At 58.8% G+C, this 22856-nt stretch carries 22 protein-coding genes and 1 pseudogene; 15 read left to right on the top strand and 8 right to left on the bottom strand.

All coding sequences use genetic code 11. The annotated features are described in order from the left end of the window. Positions 1 to 7: 7 nt before the first annotated feature. The 4 genes from C2E16_RS06770 to mchS3 all read left to right on the top strand — a co-directional run bounded on the left by C2E16_RS06770 (position 8) and on the right by mchS3 (position 2899). On the top strand, positions 8 to 1060 hold the full coding sequence (locus C2E16_RS06770) for an NADP-dependent oxidoreductase (RefSeq protein WP_038627295.1): 1053 nt from the start codon (positions 8 to 10) through the stop codon (positions 1058 to 1060). Then, complete coding sequence (locus C2E16_RS06765) at positions 1060 to 1740, top strand: type 1 glutamine amidotransferase domain-containing protein (protein WP_084970761.1); 681 nt, start codon at positions 1060 to 1062, stop codon at positions 1738 to 1740. Before C2E16_RS06770 ends, C2E16_RS06765 begins: the two co-directional genes overlap by 1 nt. Positions 1741 to 1752: 12 nt before the next feature. Continuing rightward, entirely contained in the window at positions 1753 to 2229 is a 477-nt protein-coding gene (locus C2E16_RS06760; protein WP_084970763.1) for a kinase inhibitor, read from the top strand. A gap of 280 nt (positions 2230 to 2509) precedes the next feature. Then, entirely contained in the window at positions 2510 to 2899 is a 390-nt protein-coding gene (gene mchS3 / locus C2E16_RS06755; protein ID WP_084970765.1) for an MchS3 family protein, read from the top strand. A gap of 371 nt (positions 2900 to 3270) precedes the next feature. Here the strand turns inward: mchS3 and C2E16_RS06750 are convergent. Next, positions 3271 to 3522: pseudogene (locus C2E16_RS06750) on the bottom strand (hypothetical protein); the annotation flags it as partial. A 39-nt stretch (positions 3523 to 3561) separates the two neighbouring features. Further along, a complete protein-coding gene (gene pgl, locus C2E16_RS06745; protein WP_038627301.1) occupies positions 3562 to 4557 on the bottom strand; it encodes a 6-phosphogluconolactonase in 996 nt (331 codons plus the stop codon). Positions 4558 to 4716: 159 nt separating this feature from the next. On the opposite strand from pgl, the gene C2E16_RS06740 reads away from it, so the two are divergent. Continuing rightward, positions 4717 to 5535: a pyridoxal phosphatase gene (locus tag C2E16_RS06740; protein WP_038627303.1), complete on the top strand. Its 819-nt coding sequence runs from the start codon at positions 4717 to 4719 to the stop codon at positions 5533 to 5535. Positions 5536 to 5675: 140 nt separating this feature from the next. On the opposite strand, the gene modC is transcribed toward C2E16_RS06740, so the two are convergent. The 4 genes from modC to C2E16_RS06720 all read right to left on the bottom strand — a co-directional run bounded on the left by modC (position 5676) and on the right by C2E16_RS06720 (position 8506). After that, the gene (gene modC / locus C2E16_RS06735) at positions 5676 to 6737 is read right to left on the bottom strand and encodes a molybdenum ABC transporter ATP-binding protein ModC (protein ID WP_084970769.1); all 1062 of its coding nucleotides are present in this window, start codon (positions 6735 to 6737) and stop codon (positions 5676 to 5678) included. After that, complete coding sequence (gene modB / locus C2E16_RS06730; protein ID WP_104951452.1) at positions 6724 to 7425, bottom strand: molybdate ABC transporter permease subunit; 702 nt, start codon at positions 7423 to 7425, stop codon at positions 6724 to 6726. The genes modC and modB overlap by 14 nt, the downstream gene beginning before the upstream one ends. Next, positions 7425 to 8201, bottom strand: coding sequence for a molybdate ABC transporter substrate-binding protein (gene modA, locus C2E16_RS06725; RefSeq protein WP_038627308.1), 777 nt, complete (start codon positions 8199 to 8201; stop codon positions 7425 to 7427). Before modA ends, modB begins: the two co-directional genes overlap by 1 nt. A gap of 149 nt (positions 8202 to 8350) precedes the next feature. Beyond that, complete coding sequence (locus tag C2E16_RS06720; RefSeq protein WP_038627310.1) at positions 8351 to 8506, bottom strand: AcrZ family multidrug efflux pump-associated protein; 156 nt, start codon at positions 8504 to 8506, stop codon at positions 8351 to 8353. 170 nt (positions 8507 to 8676) lie between these two features. On the opposite strand from C2E16_RS06720, the gene modE reads away from it, so the two are divergent. From modE to gpmA, 6 genes are all read left to right on the top strand, one after another. Then, complete coding sequence (modE, locus tag C2E16_RS06715; RefSeq protein ID WP_038627313.1) at positions 8677 to 9459, top strand: molybdenum-dependent transcriptional regulator; 783 nt, start codon at positions 8677 to 8679, stop codon at positions 9457 to 9459. Between the two features lie 77 nt (positions 9460 to 9536). Next, a complete protein-coding gene (gene modF / locus C2E16_RS06710; RefSeq protein ID WP_038627315.1) occupies positions 9537 to 11006 on the top strand; it encodes a molybdate ABC transporter ATP-binding protein ModF in 1470 nt (489 codons plus the stop codon). 397 nt (positions 11007 to 11403) lie between these two features. Further along, positions 11404 to 12456, top strand: a complete 1053-nt coding sequence (galT, locus tag C2E16_RS06705) for a galactose-1-phosphate uridylyltransferase (RefSeq protein WP_038627317.1) — start codon at positions 11404 to 11406, stop codon at positions 12454 to 12456. Further along, entirely contained in the window at positions 12453 to 13601 is a 1149-nt protein-coding gene (galK, locus tag C2E16_RS06700; protein WP_038627320.1) for a galactokinase, read from the top strand. The genes galT and galK overlap by 4 nt, the downstream gene beginning before the upstream one ends. Next, entirely contained in the window at positions 13595 to 14626 is a 1032-nt protein-coding gene (gene galM / locus C2E16_RS06695) for a galactose-1-epimerase (protein ID WP_084970771.1), read from the top strand. Before galK ends, galM begins: the two co-directional genes overlap by 7 nt. Before the next feature lie 146 nt (positions 14627 to 14772). Further along, on the top strand, positions 14773 to 15525 hold the full coding sequence (gene gpmA / locus C2E16_RS06690) for a 2,3-diphosphoglycerate-dependent phosphoglycerate mutase (RefSeq protein ID WP_038627323.1): 753 nt from the start codon (positions 14773 to 14775) through the stop codon (positions 15523 to 15525). 75 nt (positions 15526 to 15600) lie between these two features. Here the strand turns inward: gpmA and aroG are convergent, their stop codons facing one another. Further along, positions 15601 to 16653: a 3-deoxy-7-phosphoheptulonate synthase AroG gene (aroG, locus tag C2E16_RS06685; protein WP_084970772.1), complete on the bottom strand. Its 1053-nt coding sequence runs from the start codon at positions 16651 to 16653 to the stop codon at positions 15601 to 15603. A gap of 295 nt (positions 16654 to 16948) precedes the next feature. Here aroG and C2E16_RS06680 point away from each other — a divergent pair, with 295 nt between their 5' ends. The 4 genes from C2E16_RS06680 (at position 16949) to zitB (ending at position 22127) form a co-directional block, all read left to right on the top strand. After that, positions 16949 to 17311, top strand: coding sequence for a YbgS-like family protein (locus tag C2E16_RS06680; protein WP_038627327.1), 363 nt, complete (start codon positions 16949 to 16951; stop codon positions 17309 to 17311). Between the two features lie 187 nt (positions 17312 to 17498). Then, entirely contained in the window at positions 17499 to 18092 is a 594-nt protein-coding gene (locus tag C2E16_RS06675; protein ID WP_038627329.1) for a response regulator, read from the top strand. Beyond that, positions 18074 to 21223, top strand: coding sequence for an ATP-binding protein (locus C2E16_RS06670; protein WP_104951451.1), 3150 nt, complete (start codon positions 18074 to 18076; stop codon positions 21221 to 21223). Before C2E16_RS06675 ends, C2E16_RS06670 begins: the two co-directional genes overlap by 19 nt. Next, entirely contained in the window at positions 21192 to 22127 is a 936-nt protein-coding gene (gene zitB, locus C2E16_RS06665; RefSeq protein WP_038627334.1) for a CDF family zinc transporter ZitB, read from the top strand. Before C2E16_RS06670 ends, zitB begins: the two co-directional genes overlap by 32 nt. Here zitB and pnuC read toward each other — a convergent pair. Continuing rightward, on the bottom strand, positions 22124 to 22840 hold the full coding sequence (gene pnuC, locus C2E16_RS06660; RefSeq protein WP_038627336.1) for a nicotinamide riboside transporter PnuC: 717 nt from the start codon (positions 22838 to 22840) through the stop codon (positions 22124 to 22126). The two genes, zitB and pnuC, sit on opposite strands and share 4 nt — an antisense overlap. Positions 22841 to 22856: the final 16 nt, after the last annotated feature.

Below are 22856 nucleotides of genomic sequence, written 5' to 3'. Positions count from 1 at the left end.
GTAAGTCATGCCACAGCAAAAAGAGCGCAATCGCCGCGTGCTTCTGGCCTCGCGCCCGCACGGCGCGCCGACCGAAGCGAACTTCCGTTTTGACACGCAGCCGGTGCCTGCGCCCGACGACGGCGAAGTGCTGCTGCGGACGGTGTACCTGTCGCTCGATCCCTATATGCGCGGCCGCATGAGCGACGCGCCCTCCTATGTCGAACCTTTCGCCGTCGACGATGTGCTGGGCGGCGGCACGGTAGCGATTGTCGAACAGTCGAAACATGCCGACTATCAGCCGGGCGACTGGGTGGTCAGCCAGAGCGGCTGGCAGGATTACGCCCTGTCGGACGGCAAAGGCCTGGTTAAATTACAAGGGCCGGTACTGGAGCATCCTTCCTGGGGGCTGAGCCTGCTGGGTATGACCGGCTTTACCGCCTATATGGGCCTGCTGGATATCGGCAATCCACAGCCGGGCGAAACCGTAGTGGTGGCCGCCGCGACCGGCGCCGTCGGCTCGGTGGTGGGTCAAATCGCGAAGCTGAAAGGCTGCAAAGTCGTCGGCATCGCTGGCGGCGCGGAAAAGTGCCGCTACGCCAAAGAGACGCTGGGCTTCGATCACTGCGTCGACCACCGTCAGGACGATCTGGCGGAACAGCTGAAACAGCACTGCCCTGACGGCATCGACGTCTATTTTGAAAACGTCGGCGGCAAAGTGTTTAACGCGGTGCTGCCGCTGATGAACACCAAAGGGCGCATTCCGGTCTGCGGCCTGATCGCCGACTATAACAGCACCGACCTGCCGGAGGGACGCGATCATCTGCCGCTGCTGCAAAGCGCGATCCTGCGTAAACGGCTGCGCGTGCAGGGCTTTATCATTAATCAGGATTATGGCGATCGCTTTGACGAGTTTTTCCGTCAGATGAGCCAATGGGTGGCGGAAGATCGTCTGGTATTCCGTGAACATATCGTTGACGATCTGGAGAACGCGCCGGAGGCCTTTACCGGCATGCTGGAAGGTAAAAACTTCGGCAAGCTGGTCATTCGTGTCGCGTCAGATCAACCGGGAGAGCAGTAATGAAAATTTTGATGGTGTTAACCTCCCACGACAAACTGGGCGAAACCGGCAAAAAAACCGGTTTCTGGCTGGAAGAGTTTGTCGCGCCTTATTACATCTTTAAAGATGCCGGCATCAGCGTGGTGTTGGCGTCGCCGCAGGGCGGACAGCCGCCGCTCGATCCGAAAAGCGACGAGCCGGACGCTCAGACGCATGATACTAACCGTTTTCGTCACGACGTCGCCGCTCAGCAGGCGCTGGCGAATACACAACGTCTTGAAACTATTGATGGCAGCAAGTTCGACGCGGTATTTTATCCGGGCGGTCACGGCCCGCTGTGGGATCTGGCCGAGGATAAGCACAGCATTGCGCTGATTGAGAATCTGTTCGCCAACGGCAAGCCGGTGGCGGCGGTATGTCATGCGCCCGGCGTGCTGCGCCATGTGAAAAAGCCGGACGGCACGCCGCTGGTGGCGGGCAAACGGGTGACCGGCTTCACCAACAGCGAAGAAGAGGCCGTTGGGCTGACGAACGTGGTGCCTTTCCTGGTGGAGGATGAGCTGAAAAAACAGGGTGGACTGTTTGAGCGCACTGAAGACTGGGGCGCTTTCGCCGTTACCGACGGGCATCTGATTACCGGTCAGAACCCCACCTCATCAGCCGTTACCGCAGAAGAACTGCTGAAGTTTTTACATCAATAAAACGGAGATGCGATGAGGATTTACAGTCACAATTTCAACGACGGGGAGAAGATGCCGGCGCGCCACGTCTTCAACGGCATGGGCTACCAGGGCGATAATATTTCCCCGCACCTCGCATGGGACGAGGTGCCGGAAGGCACGAAAAGCTTCGTCGTCACCTGCTACGATCCCGACGCGCCGACCGGCTCCGGCTGGTGGCACTGGGTGGTGGCGAATATTCCCGCCGATGTCACGGTGCTGCCGCAGGGCGCTGGCTCTGGCCAGGCGGCGTTGCCGGAAGAGGCGATTCAGACGCGCACGGACTTCGGTAAGGCGGGCTACGGCGGCGCCGCGCCGCCGCAGGGCGAAAGCCACCGCTATATTTTTACCGTTCACGCGCTGGACGTGGACAAAATCGAGGTGGACGAAAACGCCAGCGGCGCGATGGTGGGCTTTAACGTCCATTTCCATCGTCTCGCCAGCGCCTCGATTACCGTGATGTACAGCTAACGCTGCCTGCGGGGCGCGACTGCGCCCCGCCCGGCGAGCTGCCCCGAATGTATTAACGGGCACTTTTTACCGACCAATAAATATCAGCGTTATTTCCTGGAATTGGGCGGTGGGTTATATTAATCGGTGATCTTTTCCCCCACAGTTTATATATCCTTCCTTATAATTCATCTTAAATTCCCTATCAATCATCACCTAACCCGATAATAGATCGTTATGTGACGGGCTTAAATGTTACTCATCTTCTTTTATTATAAAAAAATTTAAAGGAGCGGTCAGGATGAATAAATTATCAACGTGCTTGCTTATAAGCTTATCGTTTCAGGCTTACGCCACAGATGCAGAGATTAAGCTATCTGAGGTAACCTGGTTCTCTCTGGGATACCAGGGCTTCGCTGGAAAAAAATCCTCTGGAGAATATTACTATCAAGAGATAGCTCGTCTGGGTAAAAAAAGCGAGGCGACATTCAAGAAAATATTAACCTCAAATAAGGCAACGAATGAAGCGAAGCTGTATGCCGCCTGTGGATTGTGGCGAATTGACAGGAAGTGGTTGAATGCCTTCAAACCTCATCATGGGAGTGTCACCGTTTTACAGGGCGATATATTAAGAAAAGAAGAATTCGGAGTTATGTTTTTAAAGATAAAAGAACATGGCTGTGATATTTAGAAAAAGGAGAAATGCATGAACAAACCAAATGAAGCAGAATTGAAAAAATAGCTGGCGCCATGAATTTAAATGGATTACGCCACTCCAGCAATATCTTTGATAGTAGAGGTAATAACGTAGAAGAATGGACAGGCGCCAATAATATATACTGTAATCCCGGAACGTCTACCGCCATTATATTATTTTCAGGAAACTATCCACACTTTGGCTAATCAGACCTATCAACCAGGCCGAATAAAAATATCAGAACGAAAAATTTAATATTCATAGACGCCCAATTTTTCCTTGTCCAAGCTGACTGCAAGGTAAAACGCTTTCAGGGCCTGTACAGGCGCTCGCTGTCAGTGAAAACGAGCGCCTGAAGTTAACTTTTAATACTTAATCTGTTCCTGTTCAAACACATTTTCAGCCGACGACCCCCTGCCCACGCTCAGGCGCTTAAATTCCGCCTTCGCTTTCTCCATCTGCTGATTAAATTTTGTTTTAGCGCGCAGCCTTGCCACTACCGCGGCGGCCATTACGCGCGCGGCGTCGATGTCGCTCTCCCAGTAATAGCCGCAAATTACCCGGCTTTCGCCACTTTCCAGCCCGCGTTGCAGAATCACCTGCTGACGCGCCGGATTGCGCCGCCGCGCAGACAAAACTGCGAGGCGGCCCAAGTTTTACAGCGCGTGGATCACCACCCACATCGGGCCCTGGCCGACCGCGTAGCGCGCCAGCGGCGTCAGCAGTCCCTGCCCTTCGCCGATGCGATAGACTTCGATGTGGTGCGATTTCTGTCCGGCGGCGACCAGATAGCGCCCGCTTTTATCAATATTAAAGCCGCGCGGCTGAGTTTCGGTCGGCTGATGGCCTTCCAGCGTCAGCAGACCGCCATCTTCGCTGACGCTGAAAATGGTCAGCGTGCTGGAGGTGCGATCGCAGGCGTAGAGATGACGGCCATCCGGGGTCAGATGGATGTCGGCGGCCCAGCGCGTGCCCGTGAAATCCGCAGGCTGCATATCCAGACTCTGCACGCGCTCTACCTGGCCGTTGGCGTTGCTCAGCTGCCAGACGTCGACCGTGCTGTTAAGCTCGTTGACGCAGTAGGCGTACTGGCGGTTAGGATGGAACACCATATGGCGCGGGCCTGCGCCCTCGACGGTGGTAACCTGCGGCTGCGCGTGCGGCGTCAGCTTGCCCGCGGCGTGAACGTCGAACAGGCAGATACGATCCTGCTTCAGGGCAGGGACGAACAGCGTCTGGTTGTCGCTGCCGATATTGGCCGAATGACAGCCTTCCAGGCCGTCGATCACCTGGCTCGGCGCCAGCGGTACGCCGTCGGCGCCGATGGGACTGATGCTGACGCAGGCGTCATTATAGGAGCCGCAAAACAGGAAATTGCCGTGCAGATCGGTAGAAATATGGGTCGGGCTGCCCGGCAGCGGCGCCTGGCCCGCTTCGGTCAGGGTGCCGTCGTCAGCAATGCGGTAAGCGATCACGCGGAACTGCGGTCGTACGCCAACATACAGAAACGGCTGAGTCGGATTCACCACCATCGGCTGCACCTGCCCCGCCACGTCCACGACCTGCAACAGCGTCAGCGCGCCCTCTTCATTCATTCGCCAGACGTGAATCTGCTGGCTTTCCGGACTGGCGGTGTAAACAACTTGCTTCATGAATTCTCCTTATCTCATTACCTGTAATGGTTGGCCTGTGGCAAAGGTTAGCGCGTTTTGCCGCAGCCCGTTGGATTGTTTCTGCTGCGGCGATTTGGCGGCGAGGCGTCGCAGGGTGTAACATCGCTGCTTTGCGAATAATGACTGGCGGAATTAATTATGAGCTATCGCGTAATTGCCCTCGACCTGGACGGTACGCTGCTGACGCCGCGTAAAACCATTCTTCCCGAATCGCTGGAGGCGCTTGCCGAGGCAAAACGGGCCGGGGTCAAAATCCTTATCGTGACCGGGCGCCACCACTGCGCCATCCATCCTTTTTATCAGGCGCTGGCGCTGGATACACCTGCAATCTGCTGTAACGGCACCTATTTGTATGATTATCAGGCAAAAAAAGTGCTCTCTGCCGATCCGCTGGACAAATCGCAGGCGCTGAAGGTCATCGACATGCTCGACGAGCAGGCGATCCACGGGCTGCTCTACGTGGATGACGCGATGCTCTACCAGACGCCGACCGGACACGTTGAGCGCACCCTGCTGTGGGCGGAGTCGCTGCCGGCGCATCAGCGTCCGCTGTTTTTGCAGGTGCCGAATCTCGCTGACGCCGCGCGCGAGGCGCAGGCCATCTGGAAGTTCGCCCTTTCCCATCCCGATACGCGCGCCCTGCAGCAGTTCGCCGACAATGTCGAACAGACGCTGGGGCTGGCCTGCGAATGGTCATGGCACGATCAGGTGGATATCGCCCAGGCGGGCAACAGCAAAGGCAAGCGGCTGGCGGAATGGGTTGAATCGCAGGGGATGACGATGAAGGATGTGCTGGCGTTCGGCGACAACTATAACGATCTCAGCATGCTGGAAAACGTCGGCCTGGGCGTGGCGATGGGCAACGCCGACGAAGCGATCAAAGCGCGCGCCGCGCGCGTTATCGGCACCAACCTGGAGCCGGGCATTGCGGAAACCATTCGCCGCGAAGTGCTGTAACCGCTGAAAAGACGGGGCCGCAAAAGCTGCGGCGCCTCGCCTTCTGTTATCTGGCGGGCCGGATGGCCCCATTGATTTGCTGATAAACCGGCAATGGAAACACAGAGATTAAACCTCAGCTCTCTGTCGCCCCGTTTCTCTTATGCGGTAATGGAAACGCTTTTAATCTGGGCGAACAGCCACATGCCGGGCTTGATCGCCAGCTCGTCGCGCGCCCAGGGCGTAATGCGCGCCCAGAGTTCGCTGGCGCCGATGCGCAGTTTCACCTCGACCTGCTGATTATCCACCTCAACCAGTTCGCTGACCTGCGCCGGCAGCACGTTGCGGATGGTGCTGTTCAGCGGTGGCTGTAGCGATAAAGAGACATCCGACGACTGGATGCGAATGCGCAGCGGCGTCTTCTGCGGCGCCTCTATGCGGCTGACCCAGATATGCTGATCGCCCAGCGACAGCGCGGTCATGGCGTAGTCGGGATGCTGTTCCAGCACCTGAACGCGCAGCACGGTGCTTTGCTCGCTGCGCGGCAGCCAGGGACGCAGCGCGCTGCTGCTCCAGACCTGCTCCAGCGTGCCCGTCGCCTTTACCTCTCCTTTATCCAGCAGCAGCACCCGATCGGCCAGCTGCAAAATCTCATCCAGGCTGTGTGAGACGTAGAGCAACGGAATATCCACCTGCTTCGCCAGCTTTTGCAGCCAGGGCAACAGCTCGCGTTTGCGCGGGATATCCAGCGACGCCAGCGGCTCATCCATCAGCAGAATATCGGGCGCCATCAGCAGCGCGCGTCCTATGGCCACCCGCTGCTTTTCGCCGCCGGAGAGCGACCAGGGAAACCGGTCCAGCAAATCGTTCAGTCCCAGCAGATCCACCAGCGTATCAAACTGTCCCTGACGGCTTTTCGCCATGCCGTAACGCAGATTGCCGCGCACCCGATAGTGCGGAAAGAGGCGCGCCTCCTGAAACACGTAGCCGACGCTGCGCTTTTCCGGCGGCAGCCAGACAGACTCTTCGGCATGGCTAAGCGTGCGGCCGTTCAAACGAATATAGCCCTGCTGCGGCTGCGCCAGTCCGGCGATCGCGTTGATTAACGAGGTTTTCCCGGCGCCGGAGACGCCGAAAATGGCGGTGATGCCTTTGGTGGGCAATTCCGTATCTATCTGCAACAGGCTGTCGCCCTGCTGCAGGGTAAAATTAAGTTCCAGCATCAGCCCCCAGACGCTTACGACCCCAGCGGGCCAGCCATTCCGACAGCAGCAGCGAAACCAGCGCCAGCGCGATGGCGATCAGGCAAAGCCTGGCGGCGTTGCTCTCGGCGCCCGGCGTCTCCAGCAGCGTGAACATCGCCAGCGGAATGGTGCGGGTTTCGCCCGGAATATTAGAAACAAAGGTGATAGTAGCGCCGAATTCGCCCAGCGAACGGGCGAAGGCCAGCACGGTGCCGGCGATAAGGCCCGGCAGCGTCAGCGGCAGCGTGATGGTGAAGAAGACGCGCCAGCGACCCGCGCCCAGCGTGCGGGCCGCCTGTTCGAGTTTAGGATCGACCGCCTCCAGCGCGAGGCGAATGGCGCGCACCATTAACGGCAGCGCCACCACCGCGGCCGCAAGCGCCGCGCCGCGCCAGCTGAAAGCGAAGCTGATGCCGAACCAGTCATACAGCCAGGAACCGATCCAGCCGCGGCGCCCCAGCGTCAGCAGCAGCAGATAGCCGACCACGACCGGCGGCAGCACCAGCGGCAGATGAATGAGACTATCCAGCAGCGCTTTGCCGCGAAATTCACAGCGCGCCAGCAGCCAGGCGAGAAAGATGCCAAAAGGCAGACTGGCGATCACAGCAATGGCAGAAACTTTCAGGCTGAGTTCCACAGCCTGCCATTCAACATCACTCAATATCATTAGCGTGGGGTAAATCCATATTTTTTGAATATTGCCGCTGCCTCCGGTCCTTTGAGGTAGTCATAAAAAGCGCTGACCGCAGGCTGATGATGATCCTTGACGATAGCCATCGGGTATTCCACCGGCTTATGGCTGTTTTCCGGGAAATGCCCCACCACCGTCACGTTATGGCTGGCGACGGCGTCGGAACCGTACACGATGCCGTAAGGCGTTTCGTTGCGTTCCACCAGCGCCAGCGCCGCGCGGACGTTGTTGGCGCGCGCCATAATCGGCGACAGCGTATCCCACGCGCCAAGATTTTGTAAGGCCTCTTTCGCATAAATTCCTGCCGGAACGTGGTCCGGGTCGCCTGTCGCGATACGCTGTCCTTTCAGCAGGCTTTTCCAGTCGGTGTTTTTGTCAATCTGCACCGGCTTCGCCTTTTCGCTGGCGGGCGCGATCAGCACCAGATCGTTGCCCAGCAGCGTATAGCGCGAATCGGCTTCGATGCTGTTTTTGCCAGCCGCGTAATCCATCCACTGCTGATCGGCGGAAATAAACAGGTCGGCGGGCGCGCCCTGCTCTATCTGCCGCGCCAGCGTGGAAGATGAAGCGTAGGAGGTGACGATTTTAATCTCATGTTTGTTTTTTTCATACTGCCCGATGATATCCTGCAGGGCATTGGTCAGCGAGGCGGCGGCAAAGACGGTGACGTTATCGGCGGCCACGGCATGACCTGACAGGCTGAGGCCGATAACCGCAGCGCCTAACCAGTGATTCCACTTAACAACAGACATAGCATTTCTCCGGGTTACGTTATGTAATGCATACTATAACGAGACGGCGAACGCTGTCATACGTTTGATCAAAAGGAAATCAGGCGAATGAAAAGCAACAGGGTCGACGCGATGTCGACCCTGTTAAGAGAAAGCTGAATGCGGCGCGCTTACTGACGCGGCTTCGCCGTGCGGTCGTTGCGGTGACCGAATTTAGAAATCACGTTGAAGACTTCGCCCAGGCCGTAAATCAGGCCAAGGATAATGGCCATCACGATCGGCACCATGATCACAGCGACAGCAAGGCTTTTTAATAACTCCAGCATAGTTGCCTCGTTTATTACGGTAAAAAGATCATTTTAACCAGCATGATAAAAAACGCACTGTCCTTTTGTGCGCTTTACTTTTCCTGAAGCGCCGCTGACGCGGGCTTAACGCCGTGACACCCCTCGTCGCCTCTTTTACAATTAAATCAAACCACTTTATGAGGCTTAGCATGCAGGCTGACATCTCCCTTATTATTCGACTCCAGCAGAAGCTGTTCGCCGATCCGCGCCGCATTGCCTTGTTACAGCAGATTAAACAGACCGGCTCTATCAGCCAGGGCGCAAAGCTGGCGGGCATCAGTTACAAAAGCGCATGGGACGCGATCAACGAGATGAACCAGCTGGCGGAACGCACGCTGGTGGAACGTGCTACCGGCGGCAAAGGCGGCGGCGGCGCGCAGCTGACCCGCTACGGCGAACGGCTGATCGAACTGTTTCGCCTGCTGGAACAGATTCAGCAAAAGGCGTTTGACGTGCTGCAGGATGACCAGCTGCCGCTCGACAGCCTGCTGGCGGCCATCGCCCGTTTTTCTCTACAGACCAGCGCCCGCAACCAGCTGTTCGGCACGCTTGTCCACCGCGACGCGGAACGGGTGCAGCAGCATGTCGACGTACTGCTTGCCGATGGACAAACGCGCCTGAAGGCGGCGTTGACGCGCCAGAGCGCCGATCGGTTGCAGCTTAGCGCCGGCAAAGAGGTGCTGTTACTGATTAAGGCGCCGTGGATCGACGTCAGCCGCGAACCCTCTAACGCCGATAACCAGCTGCCCTGCGCCATCAGCGCTATTGAGCGCGGCGAACAGCAAAGCGAAGTGCTGATGAGGCTAGGCAGCGGCGAGACGCTGTGCGCTACGCTGAGCAATCAGCAGGTTGAACAGCAAAATCTGCAGCCTGGCGCGGCAGTGATAGCACATTTTAACGCCGATCGGGTGATTATCGCGACGCTGCTCTGAATCTGTGGTCACCGTTTGACATGCCTGCGGCCAGTCGCTAAAAACAGAAGCTTACGCTGCAAAAAACGGAATAAAAAATGGCTACATTGCAAATTTCGCAAGGCACGTTTCGTCTTAGCGATACCCGAATATTAACCCTCAACGATTTAACGTTGCGCGGCGGCGAAAGCTGGGCCTTCGTCGGCGCCAACGGCAGCGGTAAATCCTCGCTGGCGAAGGCGCTGACGGGCGAGCTACCGCCGTTGCAGGGCGCCTTTCACAGTGACTTCAAACGGCCGACGCTGCTGTCGCTGGAGAAGCTGCAAAAGCTGGTGGAAGAGGAATGGCAGCGTAACAACACCGATCTGCTCAGCGAAGGCGAAGACGACACCGGCCGCACCGCGGCAGAGATGATTCAGGACGAGGTGAAAGATGCCGCGCGCTGCCGCGAGCTGGCGCGGCTGTTTGGCATCGAATATCTGCTTGAGCGCCGCTTTAAGTATCTCTCTACCGGCGAAACGCGCAAAACGCTGCTCTGTCAGGCGCTGATGGCGCAGCCCGACCTGCTGGTGCTGGACGAGCCGTTCGACGGGCTTGACGTCGCGTCGCGCGCCAGCCTGGCGGCGCTGCTGGAGAGACTGCATCAGCAGGGCTATACCCTGGCGCTGGTGCTGAACCGCTTCGACGATATTCCATCGTTTGTGGATCGCGTCGGCGTGCTGGCGGAGTGCCATCTGACCCATATCGGCGATCGCGCGACGGTGCTGGCGGAAGCGCTGGTCGCGCAGCTGGCGCACAGCGAACGTCTGGACGGCATGGCGCTGCCGGAAGCGGACAATCCCGACCAGCTGCCGCAGCTGCCGCCCGACGCGCCGCGCATCGTGCTGAAAAATGGCGTGGTCAGCTACAACGACAAACCGGTGCTGCACGGCCTGAACTGGGAAGTGCTGCCGGGCCAACACTGGCAGATTATCGGGCCGAACGGCGCGGGCAAATCGACGCTCCTGAGCCTGGTGACCGGCGATCATCCGCAGGGGTACAGCAACGATCTGACGCTGTTTGGGCGGCGGCGCGGCAGCGGCGAGACCATCTGGGAGATTAAACAGCATATCGGCTACGTCAGCAGCAGCCTGCATCTTGATTACCGCGTGGCGATTAGCGTGCGTAACGTGATCCTCTCCGGCTATTTTGACTCAATCGGACTTTATCAGGCGGTTTCCGACCGTCAGCGCACCCTGGCAAACGGCTGGCTGGCGCTGTTAGGCATGCAGGCGCAAGCCGATGCGCCGTTTCACAGTCTCTCCTGGGGACAACAGCGGCTGGTGCTTATCGCCCGCGCGCTGGTAAAACATCCCACGCTGCTGATTCTGGATGAGCCGTTGCAGGGACTCGATCCCCTCAACCGGCAGCTGGTGCGTCGCTTTGTGGATGTACTGATTGCGGAAGGACAAACGCAGCTGCTGTTCGTTTCCCACCATGCGGAAGATGCGCCGCAGTGCATTACCCATCGTCTGAGTTTTGTGCCGCAGGGCAACCATTATGTCTATCCCACAGAAACGCTGAAATAATCTCCCGACCCGGCGACGCCGGGTCTCTACGTCCTGTTATGTCGTCCGCATGAGCTGGGCTACCCGTGAGGTTGCATCGTCAGCTCTTTGCGCTGCGGCGCGTTGTTCAACGCAACGCCTCTTCTTATCGTCTCCCTTCACGCTTTCTACCCGCCAGCGGATTTGGGAATGACGTCATCACTGCGGTAAAACAGACTGACGCAGCATGTAACCGTTACCATAATTTAAGCCTCGATCTACTTAGCCCTGCTCTCCAGGTGCTATTATTACTGACAAGTCAGAATTTTCAGCTTGTGTAAACGATTCCATTTATCCAGACTGGATCACGCTTTCCTTTTTTACACTGTGCTATTTTTTACTCTGCGATTACCGCTTAAGTCAGCAATCAGGACAGAACATGGAAAAATTCAATCCGGTCGATCATCCGCATCGCCGTTACAACCCGCTGGCCGATCAGTGGGTACTGGTTTCTCCGCATCGCGCCAAGCGTCCGTGGCAGGGCGCGCAGGAGTCACCCGCCCTGGAGCAGCTTCCCAAACACGACCCGGACTGCTTTCTGTGCGCGGGCAACACGCGCGTAACCGGCGATAAAAACCCTGACTATACCGGTACGTACGTGTTTACTAACGATTTCGCCGCGCTGATGACCGATACGCCGGAAGCGCCGCAAAGCGACGATCTGCTGATGCGCTGCGAAAGCGCGCGCGGCACCAGCCGGGTGATCTGCTTTTCGCCGGATCACAGCAAAACGCTGCCGGAGCTAAGCCTCGCGGCGCTGGAAGAGGTGGTCGCCACCTGGCAGCAGCAAACCGCCGATTTAGGCCAGCGCTATCCCTGGGTGCAGGTGTTTGAAAACAAGGGCGCCGCGATGGGTTGCTCTAACCCGCATCCGCATGGGCAGGTCTGGGCCAACAGCTTTTTACCGAATGAGGCGCAGCGCGAAGATCTTCATCAGCGCGACTATTTCGCCAAACAGGGCTCGCCGATGCTGGTCGATTACATGGCGCGCGAGCTGAACGACGGCAGCCGTACCGTGGTTGAAACCGAACACTGGCTGGCGGTAGTGCCCTGGTGGGCGGCCTGGCCGTTTGAAACCCTGCTGCTGCCGAAAACACACATCAAACGCCTGGTGGATCTGACCGAAGCGCAGCGCAGCGATCTGGCGCTGGCGTTGAAAAAGTTGACCAGCCGCTACGATAACCTGTTCCAGTGCTCCTTCCCCTACTCTATGGGCTGGCATGGCGCGCCGTTCAACGGCGAAGAGAATGACCACTGGCAACTTCACGCTCACTTTTACCCGCCGCTGCTACGTTCAGCCACGGTGCGCAAATTTATGGTGGGTTACGAAATGCTGGCGGAAACCCAGCGCGATTTAACCGCGGAACAGGCGGCGGAACGTCTGCGTTCCGTCAGCGATATTCATTTCCGCCAGACGGGAGATTCAGCATGAGCTTAAAAGAAACCACCCAACAGATTTTCCGGCAGCAGTTTGGCTACCAGCCGACCCACACTATTCAGGCGCCGGGCCGCGTCAACCTGATCGGCGAACACACCGACTATAACGACGGCTTCGTGCTGCCGTGCGCCATCGATTACCAGACGGTGATCAGCTGCGCGAAACGCGACGATCGTCAGGTGCGCGTGATCGCCGCCGACTACGACAGCGAGCAGGACAGCTTCTCGCTGGACGAGCCGATTATGCGCATCGAAGAGCCGATGTGGGCTAACTATGTGCGCGGCGTGGTGAAACATCTGCAGCAGCGCAGCGGCGAATTTAACGGCGTGGATATGGTGATCAGCGGCAACGTGCCGCAGGGCGCCGGCCTCAGCTCCTCAGCCTCGCTGGAAGTGGCGGTCGGCACCGTTTTGCAACAGCTTTATCATCTGCCGCTGGACGGCGCCGACATCGCCGTTAACGGTCAGGAAGCGGAAAACCAGTTTGTCGGCTGCAACTGCGGCATTATGGATCAGCTGATCTCCGCGCTGGGCAAGAAAGATCACGCCATGCTGCTCGACTGCCGCACGCTCGGCACGCGCGCAGTGCCGATGCCGAAAGAGGTAGCGGTCGTGATCATCAATACCAACTTCCGCCGCAGCCTGGTCGGCAGCGAATACAACACCCGCCGCGAACAGTGCGAGACCGGCGCGCGCTTCTTCAGCCAGCCGGCGCTGCGCGATGTCGATATCGAACAGTTCCGCGCGGTTGAGCATGAGCTGGATCCGCAGGTCGCCAAACGCGTCCGCCATGTGTTGACCGAAAATGCGCGCACGCTGGAAGCGGCGGAAGCGCTGAGCAAAGGCGATCTGAAGCGCATGGGCGAGCTGATGGCGGAATCGCACGCGTCAATGCGCGACGATTTTGAAATCACCGTGCCGCCGGTCGACAAGCTGGTGGAGATCGTCAAGGCGACCATCGGCGATAAAGGCGGCGTGCGCATGACCGGCGGCGGCTTCGGCGGCTGCGTGGTGGCGCTGATGCCGTTCGATCTGGTGGAGCCGGTGAAAGCGGCGGTCGCCAGCCAGTACGAGGCCGCGACCGGCATCAAAGAGACCTTCTACGTCTGCACCGCATCGGAAGGAGCGGGACAATGCTAAATCAGGCTACGTCGCTGGCGCCAGACGGCCAGCCGTGGCGCATCACCGTGCTGCGCAACCAGCACGGGATGGTCGCCACCTTTATGGACTGGGGCGCCACCTGGCTGTCGGCGCGCGTGCCGATGAAAGACGGCACAGTGCGCGAAGCGCTGTTGGGCTGCGCCACGCCAGCGGATTATCTTAATCAAACCGCCTATCTGGGCGCCACCGTGGGTCGTTACGCCAACCGCATCGCCAACGCGCGGCTCAGCGAGGCCAATATCGCGCTGACGGCGAACCAGGGGCCGCATCAGCTGCACGGCGGGCCGGAAGGGTTCGATCGCCGTCGCTGGCAGATTGTCAGCCAGAGCGAGAACAGCGTACTCTACCGCATCGACTCGCCGGACGGCGATCAGGGCTATCCGGGCAACCTTATCGCACAGGTCGAATATCGTCTCGACGATAACAACTGCCTGACGATTAACTGGGAGGCGCAGGTCGATCGGCCCTGCCCGGTTAACCTGACCAACCACGCCTATTTCAACCTGGACGCGCACCACGGCGACGCCCGTCAGCATCAGCTACAGCTCGACGCCGACAGCTATCTGCCGGTAGACAGCGAAGGCATTCCGCGCGCGCCGTTGCAGACGGTAGAAAACAGCGGCTTTGATTTCCGTACCGCGAAAAGCATCAGCCGCGACTTTCTGCAGGATGAGGATCAGCGCCTGGTACAGGGTTACGACCACGCTTTCCTGCTTAATCCACGCGGCGCACAGCAGCCCGCCGCGCAGCTCTGGTCTTCGGACAGCAAGCTGAAGCTGACGGTGCATACCTCCGCGCCGGCGTTACAGTTTTACAGCGGCAATTATCTGGAAGGGACGCCCGCGCGCGATCGGGGCAGCTATACTGCTTTTCAGGGCATCGCGCTGGAAAGCGAGTTTCTGCCCGACTCGCCGAACCATCCCGAATGGCCTCAGCCCAGCTGTTGGTTACAACCCGGCGAAACGTATCACAGCGTTACCCGCTATACGTTAACGGCGGAATAACATCAGGCTGAAAAACGCGCACCGCGTCGGTTCAGCACTTACGCGGTGTCAATAATTCCGCTATGGTAGGGCACTATCAATTGCCGAGCCGCGCGCGACGGCAATATAATGCTTTCATTATCATACGAGCGTAAAGGAGTTAAGCTATGGCTGTAACTAAGCTGGTTCTGGTGCGCCACGGCGAAAGCCAGTGGAACAACGAAAACCGCTTTACCGGATGGTACGATGTTGACCTGTCCGAGAAGGGCCGCGGAGAAGCGAAAGCAGCAGGTCAGCTGCTGAAAAAAGAGGGTTTCACCTTCGACTTCGCTTACACCTCCGTGCTGAAGCGCGCGATCCACACCCTGTGGAACATTCTCGACGAACTGGATCAGGCCTGGCTGCCGGTAGAAAAATCCTGGCGTCTGAACGAGCGTCACTACGGTGCGTTGCAGGGTCTGAACAAAGCGGAAACCGCTGAAAAATACGGCGACGAGCAGGTTAAACAGTGGCGCCGCGGCTTCGCCGTTACCCCGCCGGAACTGGACCGCAGCGACGAGCGCTTCCCGGGCCACGATCCGCGCTATGCGAAACTGACCGCCGAGCAGCTGCCGACCACTGAAAGTCTGGCGTTGACCATCGAACGCGTGATCCCTTACTGGAATGAAACCATTCTGCCGCGTCTGAAAAGCGGCGAGAAAGTGATCATCGCCGCGCACGGCAACTCACTGCGCGCGCTGGTGAAATACCTGGACGACATGAGCGAAGAAGAGATCCTCGAACTGAACATCCCGACCGGCGTACCGCTGGTGTATGAGTTCGATGAAAACTTCAAGCCGATCAAACACTACTATCTGGGCGACGCTGACGAAATCGCAGCGAAAGCCGCAGCGGTAGCAAACCAGGGCAAAGCGAAGTAATTCGTTCTGCATAAAAAACCCGCCGACCGGCGGGTTTTTTTTTCGCTCTGCTGGGCGCTTAAGCACGCGGCTCAATCAGCCCCGGCGCGCTTTTACCGCGGCGGCCAGCTGATGCAGTACCTTTTCCGTATCTTCCCAGCCGATGCAGGCGTCGGTGATGCTTTTGCCGTAGACCAGCGGCTCGCCGCTTTCCAGACTCTGATTGCCCTCTACCAGGTGGCTTTCAATCATCACGCCCATAATGCCCTTCTCGCCGCCGCTAATCTGCTGCGCGACGTCGTCGGCCACCACCATCTGACGCTGGAACTGCTTGCTGCTGTTGGCGTGGCTGAAATCGATCATCACCTGCGGCGTCAGACCCGCTTGCTCCAGCCCTGCTTTGACCGCGCGGACATGTTCGGCGCTGTAGTTTGGCTCTTTTCCGCCACGCAGAATGATATGGCAGTCGCCGTTGCCGCTGGTTTCAACGATAGCGGAATGACCATATTTGGTCACTGAAAGGAAGCAGTGCGGCGAACCAGCGGCGTTAATGGCGTCGATAGCCACTTTAATTGTGCCGTCGGTGCCGTTCTTAAACCCGACCGGACAGGAGAGGCCGGAAGCCAGCTCACGGTGCACCTGCGATTCGGTAGTGCGCGCGCCGATGGCGCCCCAGCTCATCAGGTCAGCCACATACTGGGGCGTGATCATATCGAGGAATTCGCCCGCCGCAGGCAAACCGGTATCGTTGATTTCCAGCAGCAGCTTACGCGCTATACGCAGGCCGTCGTTAATCTGGAAACTGCCGTCCATCTGAGGATCGTTAATCAGCCCTTTCCAGCCCACCGTAGTACGCGGCTTCTCAAAATAGACGCGCATAACGATTTCCAGCTCGCCGCTCAGCGCTTCGCGCACGCTTAGCAGACGCGACGCGTACTCTTTGGCTGCATCGACGTCGTGAATCGAACAGGGGCCGATGATCACCAGCAGGCGGTCATCTTCATTTTTCAGAATTTTGTGGATCGCCTGACGCGAAGCGGCGACGGTAGCGGCGGCTTTTTCAGTCGCCGGAAATTTTTCCAGGAGGGCGACCGGCGGTAAAAGTTCTTTTATCTCTTTGATTCTTAAATCATCATTCTGGTAATTCATAAGCTATCCATTTAATATTTTTTTCGGGCGCAGCGGGCACCACCTGAACAATTTATCCCTTCAATACCGCGCTGTAAATCGACTTTCCGTTGTCGCTACGCCTGCGCGATTTGCGTTTCTTTGGTTCCTTACTACACTTTTAATCGTTAGTTCTTGAAAATTTATTATTTGCACCACAAGTTTTCGTCAGAAGTTGTCCCGGCGAGATATTATCTCGCCCACATAAAAAGACGGCTTCTAAAGTTCTATTGGGTTTCGGCAGCAGCTACCAATAATAATTAACGGGAGCATAATTATGAATAAGTTTGCAATTGCAGTCCTGACAGCAGCAATGACACTGGGCAGCGGCGCAGCGCTGGCGGCACAGGGAAATAACGGCACCGCCAACCAGGCGGCGGACGCGGGCGCTGTAGCGCCGGGCGCAAAAGAAAATTTGCCGCCGAATAACGTTGATAATAGCCAGATTAATAACGGCAGCACCAATACTGCCCCTGGCGCAAGCGGCTCGCCGACCGCAGGCAGCAATGGCATGAGCGCTGATGAAATGGATCAAAACGCCCAGTGTAAAGATGGCAAATGCCCGAACGTAAATGAGAAAGTTCAGACCCAGCAGGGCGGCGGCGAGGTCGATCGTAAAACCGACGGCACTACGCAATAATTGCGTTATGCGCTATTGCGTCTGAGAAAATAAAAGAGAGCTGCGGCTCTCTTTTATTTTATGCAGACCCGTTTCGGCGCGATATTATTTTCATCATTACTTCTTCCGCTTTAACTTCTTTGCTTAATGATTGCTTCCACAGGCTTTTCCGCTATTCTGAACTTCCTGTTAATAATGAAGCAAAGATATGGCCCATCTGTTACTGATTGATGATCATCCGCTGGTGCAAGTCGCACTGCAAGCCGCTTTAGCCACCGCGCCCATTTCGCTCAGCCTGACCGCCGTGGATAATGAACAGGCGGCCTTTCAGGCGTTGCAGCAGCAGTCTGCCCAGCTGGTTATTCTTGATATCAGTCTGCCCGACAGCGATGGGCTGGAAATGCTGAAGCTGCTGAAGCGCCGTTTCCCTTCGTTACCGGTGTTGATCTATTCCGCACAAACCGAGCGTCTCTATATGCAGCTGGCGCAGGCCGCCGGTGCCGCGGGCTATGTCGTGAAAAGTCAAAGCATGCCGCAGCTGGTGAGCGCCATTCTGGCGGTGCTGGGCGGCAAAACGGCGTTTCCGTCGAATATGGCGTTAGCGGCCACGGGCGGGCTGCCCTTGACCAGTAAAGAGCAGCAGATCCTCTCGCTGCTGGCGCGCGGCTACTCTAATCTGCAAATCGCTCAGCAGCTGCATATCAGTAATAAGACGGTCAGCACCCATAAAAAAAACATTCTGGAAAAAACCGGCGCCACTTCGGTGCTGGATCTTGCCGCCCTATGGAAAGCGCAACAATAGCCCGCCTGTTTCTGCTGCTGACGCTGCTGTTCAGCGCCGCCGCCGCCGCCGCCGAATGGCGACCGGTAAGCAGCATGCCGCTGCCGCAGGAGCTGATGATGCCGAGCGGCGAAACCCTGCCGTGGCAGGGCAAAACGCTGCGGGTCGGCGTGTTGCAGACCCGCAGCGCGCCGTGGAATATGTTCGTCGGCAACGATCTCTACGGTATTAACGCCGATTATCTGGTAGCGCTCGGCAACCTCACCGGCGCACGATTCACCCTCTCAAGCTATCCCGACAGCGCTGCGCTGCTGAATGCGCTGCGTAAGGGCGAAACCGACCTGGCGTTTGGTCTGCCGCAGCAGCCGCTGCCCGCCGGGCTTTACGCCACGCGCGCCTGGTATAGTACGCCGCTGCGCGTCTACCGCAGCCGTCAGAACCGACGTCCGGTGATGTTCAACTCGCAGGATGCGCGCATCGCCGTCAGCGTCGGCACGTTGCAGCAGATCACTCCTGACTTCGTGCGGCGTCATCGCTGGGAAACCTACAGCAGCGACCTGCAGGCGCTCTATACTCTGCTGAATCAGCAGAACGACTATGTGGTGGCGGATGAAACCAGCGCCGGCTTTCTTCTCAGCCAGCTGCAACAGGGACAAATCTATCAAATCGCCTCGCCGATCGATCCGGGCGAACTGAGTCTGTATGCCGTTACCTCGCAGGCTGCGCTGCGCGATGCGCTGAATCAGGCTATTCGCCAGCTGCCGGTCGAGATCGTCAATGGCATTCAGAGCCGCTGGAGCGCGCAGCTGCCGCGCTATCTGGACACCAATACGCTGCACCTGACGGCAATGGAAAAAGCCTGGCTGCGGCGGCATCCGCACATTGTCTACAGCGCGCTGGCGGACAACTACCCCTGGAGCTACCGCAGCGACAGCGGCGAGGCGCGCGGCTACAGCGTCGATCTGCTGAACGCCATCGGACAAAGCACCGGACTGCGCTTTAAACCGTTGTGGGTGAATAACCCGCAGCAGGCACGCGATCGGGTGGCGGACGGCCAGGCGCTGATTGAGCTGGTGCAGCCGCTGACCGGCGGCAGCGATGGCGAGAGCAGCACGCTGCCGGTGTGGCGCGCGCTGTGGGGCGTATATATGCGCGGCGCTTCAACCGGCATTACCCGCTGGCAGGATTTGCAGGGCATGCGCATCGGCGTGCGGCGCGGCGATCTGGCCCAGCAGCTGATCCCGCGCGACCTGACGGTACAGCCCTTCGACGATGCCCAGTCGCTCTATAACGCGCTGGCCAATGGACGGCTTGATGCGGTGGTGGATAACGTGCTGTCGGCGCGCTGGCTAATTCAGAGCCGCTACAGCGAGTCGATCCATTTCGCCTTCGCCGCCAGCGATACCGCCTGGCCCGTCGCCATCGGCGTTAGCGCGCAGCAGCCGCTGTTGCGCGCCATTCTTGATAAAGGTCTTCAGCAGATCCCGCCTGATACCCAGCAGCGTATGCGCGACGCCTGGAGCAATGAAAATCAGCCCGGCGGCGTGGATCGCGCTATTTCGACGCCGCTGCTGCTGTCGCTGGGGGCCGTCGCGCTGGCGGCGATTGTCATTCTGCTGGCGCTGTTAATCCGCCGCTGGCGGCAGGAGCGGCTGGCGTCCCGGCAGCGGCAGCGTCTGGAACAGGAACGCGAAGCGGCGCAGCGCGCCAATCAGATGAAGAGCCAGTTTCTCGCCAGCGTTAGCCATGAGCTGCGCACGCCGATGCAGGCGATTCTGGGACTGCTGGAGATGGAACTGGCGCGTCAGCCGCGTGCCGGAAATCTGGCGCTGATCCACAGCAGCGCCACCACGCTGATGACGCTATTGAACGATCTGCAGGATCATTCGCGCATTGAAAGTCATACCTTTAGCCTGCAGCCTGCGCCGCTCGAACTGACGCAGTGGCTGCGCGATCTGGAAAACTTCTGGGCGCCGCTGATGCGTCCAGGCGGCCCGCGCTTTAGCGTAACGGCGCTGACGCCTCTGCCGCGGCGCGTGCTGCTTGACGGCGGTCGCCTGCAGCAGATTGCCACCAACCTGATCAGCAATGCGGTGAAGTTCACCGCCGAGGGAGAAATTGCCCTGACGCTGGCCGCCCGCGACGGGCAATTAACGCTCTGCGTTACCGACAGCGGCAGCGGCATTCCGCCCGACGAACAGGCCCGGCTGTTCGAACCCTGGTACCAGACGCCTTCGGGCCGCGCCCGTTCGGTGCAGGGCAGCGGCCTGGGCCTCTCTATCTGTCGGGAAATCGCGCTGCGCATGGGCGGCGAGATTCAGCTGCATTCCGTTGCCGGTGAAGGTACGCGCGTCACCCTGACGCTGCCGTTAATGCTGGCATCCCACCTTCCCTGTCCCGACGCGGTGCAGGAAGAAACGCACCCGCTGCCGCCGCTTCGTGTGGCGGTGGTCGACGATCATCCCACCAACCTGCTGGTGATGGAACAGCAGTTGAACTGGCTCGGCGTTGAGGCGCAGGTCTTTGCCGACGGTCGCGCGCTGCTGCGGGCGGCGGCCGCGACGCGCTTCGATATTATCCTGATTGACTATAATATGCCGCGCCCGGATGGCCCGACGGTGGCGCGCATTCTGCGCCGCCGCGAACGCCGCGCCGCGCGCCGCACGCGGCTGATCTATTGCAGCGCCGACGCACAGCTGCCGCACCATACGCAGGCCTGGCGCGACGCGGATGAAGTGTTGCTCAAACCGATCGGCCTGAGCGCGCTGCGCGCCTCGCTGAGCAATCAGCCGTTACCGGATGCGCTGGCCGGACTGGAGGGACAGATCTGGCAGCTGGCCAGTCAGGACCGCGCGTTTCTGCCTGCGGTTATCGCCACGCTGCGCCAGACATTGCAGGAGGACAGCGACGCCATCGCGCTGGCGCTCGCGCAGCGTCAGTGGCAAGCGCTGGCGAAGCGCGCGCACCGAATGAAAGGGAGCTGGCTGCTGCTGGGCATCAGCGAAGGCGAACAGCTTTGCCAGCGGCTGGGCGAACAGGCGCTAACGCAAGATGACTGCGCGGAAACAGGTAATTTACTGTTATTATTAACCCGAAGTTTACTGGCCAGACTGGATGACTATGACGCATCAACATTCGCACAACGAACATGACGGCAACCACGCCCGGTTGCGCGCCGCTTTTATCGTCACCGCCCTGTTTATGCTGGCGGAGGTGGCGGGCGGCCTGTTTTCCGGCTCGCTGGCGCTGCTGGCCGACGCCGGTCATATGCTGACCGATACGGCGGCGCTGCTGATGGCGCTGCTGGCGGTGCGGTTCGCCCAACGCAAGCCTAACGCCAGCCACACTTTCGGCTGGCTGCGCCTGACGACGCTGGCGGCGTTCGTCAACGCCATCGCCCTGCTGGTGATCACCGTGCTGATCGTCTGGGAAGCGGTGCAGCGCTTTTATCACCCGCAACCGGTCGCCAGCGGCATCATGCTGGCTATCGCCGTTGCCGGGCTGCTGGCGAATGTGCTTTCGTTCTGGCTGCTGCATCGCGGCAGCGGCGAAAGCAACATGAACGTGCGCGCCGCGGCGCTGCATGTGCTGGGCGATCTGCTTGGCTCCGTCGGCGCTATCGCCGCAGCGCTGATTATTATGTACACCGGCTGGACGCCCATCGATCCGCTGCTGTCGATTCTGGTGTCGGCGCTGGTGCTGCGCAGCGCCTGGTCGCTAATGAAAGAAAGCCTGCACGAGCTGCTGGAAGGCGCGCCGGTCGCCATTGACGCCGACAAGCTGAAGCGGGATTTGACGCTGAATATTCCAGAGGTGCGCAATGTGCATCATGTGCATTTGTGGCAGGTGGGCGAGAAGCCGATCGTGACGCTGCATGTGCATGTCGTGCCGCCCTACGATCACGACGCCCTGCTGCAGCGCATCCATCACTACCTGCATGAGCGCTATCAGATCGATCACGCGACGGTGCAGATGGAATATCAGCGCTGCGAAGGGGAAGACTGCGGACTGACGCTGGGCGCGCCTCAGCACGCCCATCCTCATCACCATCATTAAGCGTTAGCGCGCGGCCGGTACTGGCGCGCGCTTTTAATCCACAGCCAGCTGCCGTTCAGCGCAATCAGCGTCAGGATCAGATACTCCAGCGACATGGCGTAAACGCCCTGGCGGGCGAAAATCCAGACGCTGATAACGTCAATCACCACCCACAGCAGCCAGTTCTCCACATATTTGCGCGTCATCAGAATCATCGCCACGATAGAGAGCACCATCATCGTCGAGTCCCAGAACGGGAACGCGTCCGGTTGCAGCTCCGGCATCGCGACCTGCAAACCTGCCGCCTGCATCAGCACCACCGCCAGCTCGGTCAGAAAAGCGAAGAAGGGATCGATCCAGACCGTCATCAGCGCGATGGCGATCAGGCTGCCCGCCGTCCAGCCGATCGCTTTTCTACGCGGCAGCCAGCGTATCTGCAACGCCGCCTGGTTATCGCTGTTCTGACGGCTCCAGGCGTACCAGCCGTAAAGGTTGGCGCCGAAGAAAAACAGCTGCAGCAGCAGGCTGGCATAAAGCTGAATCTGGAAAAAGATGATCGCGAACAGCGTGACGTTAATCAGCCCGAACAGATAGTTAACGATCTTCTCCCGACTGGCCAGCCAGATGCAGAGCAGCCCCGCCAGCGTGCCGACAGCCTCGATCCACGAGAGATCGTAGCCGCCCTTGCCGAGCGGGATATGAACCAGAATGTTTTGCGTGCTGAAAAATTCCATATTGGCACTCCGGGCG

The sequence above is a fragment of the Mixta calida genome (assembly GCF_002953215.1).
Lineage (GTDB): Bacteria > Pseudomonadota > Gammaproteobacteria > Enterobacterales > Enterobacteriaceae > Mixta > Mixta calida.
Note: the sequence above shows the minus strand (reverse complement) of the source record. Positions and strands in the feature narration are given on the sequence as shown.

Coding starts and splice junctions, on each gene's coding strand:
- C2E16_RS06770 (WP_038627295.1), top strand. CDS start 8: ATGCCACAGCAAAAAGAGCGCAATCGCCGCGTGCTTCTGGCCTCGCGC.
- C2E16_RS06765 (WP_084970761.1), top strand. CDS start 1,060: ATGAAAATTTTGATGGTGTTAACCTCCCACGACAAACTGGGCGAAACC.
- C2E16_RS06760 (WP_084970763.1), top strand. CDS start 1,753: ATGAGGATTTACAGTCACAATTTCAACGACGGGGAGAAGATGCCGGCG.
- mchS3 (WP_084970765.1), top strand. CDS start 2,510: ATGAATAAATTATCAACGTGCTTGCTTATAAGCTTATCGTTTCAGGCT.
- pgl (WP_038627301.1), bottom strand. CDS start 4,557: ATGAAGCAAGTTGTTTACACCGCCAGTCCGGAAAGCCAGCAGATTCAC.
- C2E16_RS06740 (WP_038627303.1), top strand. CDS start 4,717: ATGAGCTATCGCGTAATTGCCCTCGACCTGGACGGTACGCTGCTGACG.
- modC (WP_084970769.1), bottom strand. CDS start 6,737: ATGCTGGAACTTAATTTTACCCTGCAGCAGGGCGACAGCCTGTTGCAG.
- modB (WP_104951452.1), bottom strand. CDS start 7,425: ATGATATTGAGTGATGTTGAATGGCAGGCTGTGGAACTCAGCCTGAAA.
- modA (WP_038627308.1), bottom strand. CDS start 8,201: ATGTCTGTTGTTAAGTGGAATCACTGGTTAGGCGCTGCGGTTATCGGC.
- C2E16_RS06720 (WP_038627310.1), bottom strand. CDS start 8,506: ATGCTGGAGTTATTAAAAAGCCTTGCTGTCGCTGTGATCATGGTGCCG.
- modE (WP_038627313.1), top strand. CDS start 8,677: ATGCAGGCTGACATCTCCCTTATTATTCGACTCCAGCAGAAGCTGTTC.
- modF (WP_038627315.1), top strand. CDS start 9,537: ATGGCTACATTGCAAATTTCGCAAGGCACGTTTCGTCTTAGCGATACC.
- galT (WP_038627317.1), top strand. CDS start 11,404: ATGGAAAAATTCAATCCGGTCGATCATCCGCATCGCCGTTACAACCCG.
- galK (WP_038627320.1), top strand. CDS start 12,453: ATGAGCTTAAAAGAAACCACCCAACAGATTTTCCGGCAGCAGTTTGGC.
- galM (WP_084970771.1), top strand. CDS start 13,595: ATGCTAAATCAGGCTACGTCGCTGGCGCCAGACGGCCAGCCGTGGCGC.
- gpmA (WP_038627323.1), top strand. CDS start 14,773: ATGGCTGTAACTAAGCTGGTTCTGGTGCGCCACGGCGAAAGCCAGTGG.
- aroG (WP_084970772.1), bottom strand. CDS start 16,653: ATGAATTACCAGAATGATGATTTAAGAATCAAAGAGATAAAAGAACTT.
- C2E16_RS06680 (WP_038627327.1), top strand. CDS start 16,949: ATGAATAAGTTTGCAATTGCAGTCCTGACAGCAGCAATGACACTGGGC.
- C2E16_RS06675 (WP_038627329.1), top strand. CDS start 17,499: ATGGCCCATCTGTTACTGATTGATGATCATCCGCTGGTGCAAGTCGCA.
- C2E16_RS06670 (WP_104951451.1), top strand. CDS start 18,074: ATGGAAAGCGCAACAATAGCCCGCCTGTTTCTGCTGCTGACGCTGCTG.
- zitB (WP_038627334.1), top strand. CDS start 21,192: ATGACGCATCAACATTCGCACAACGAACATGACGGCAACCACGCCCGG.
- pnuC (WP_038627336.1), bottom strand. CDS start 22,840: ATGGAATTTTTCAGCACGCAAAACATTCTGGTTCATATCCCGCTCGGC.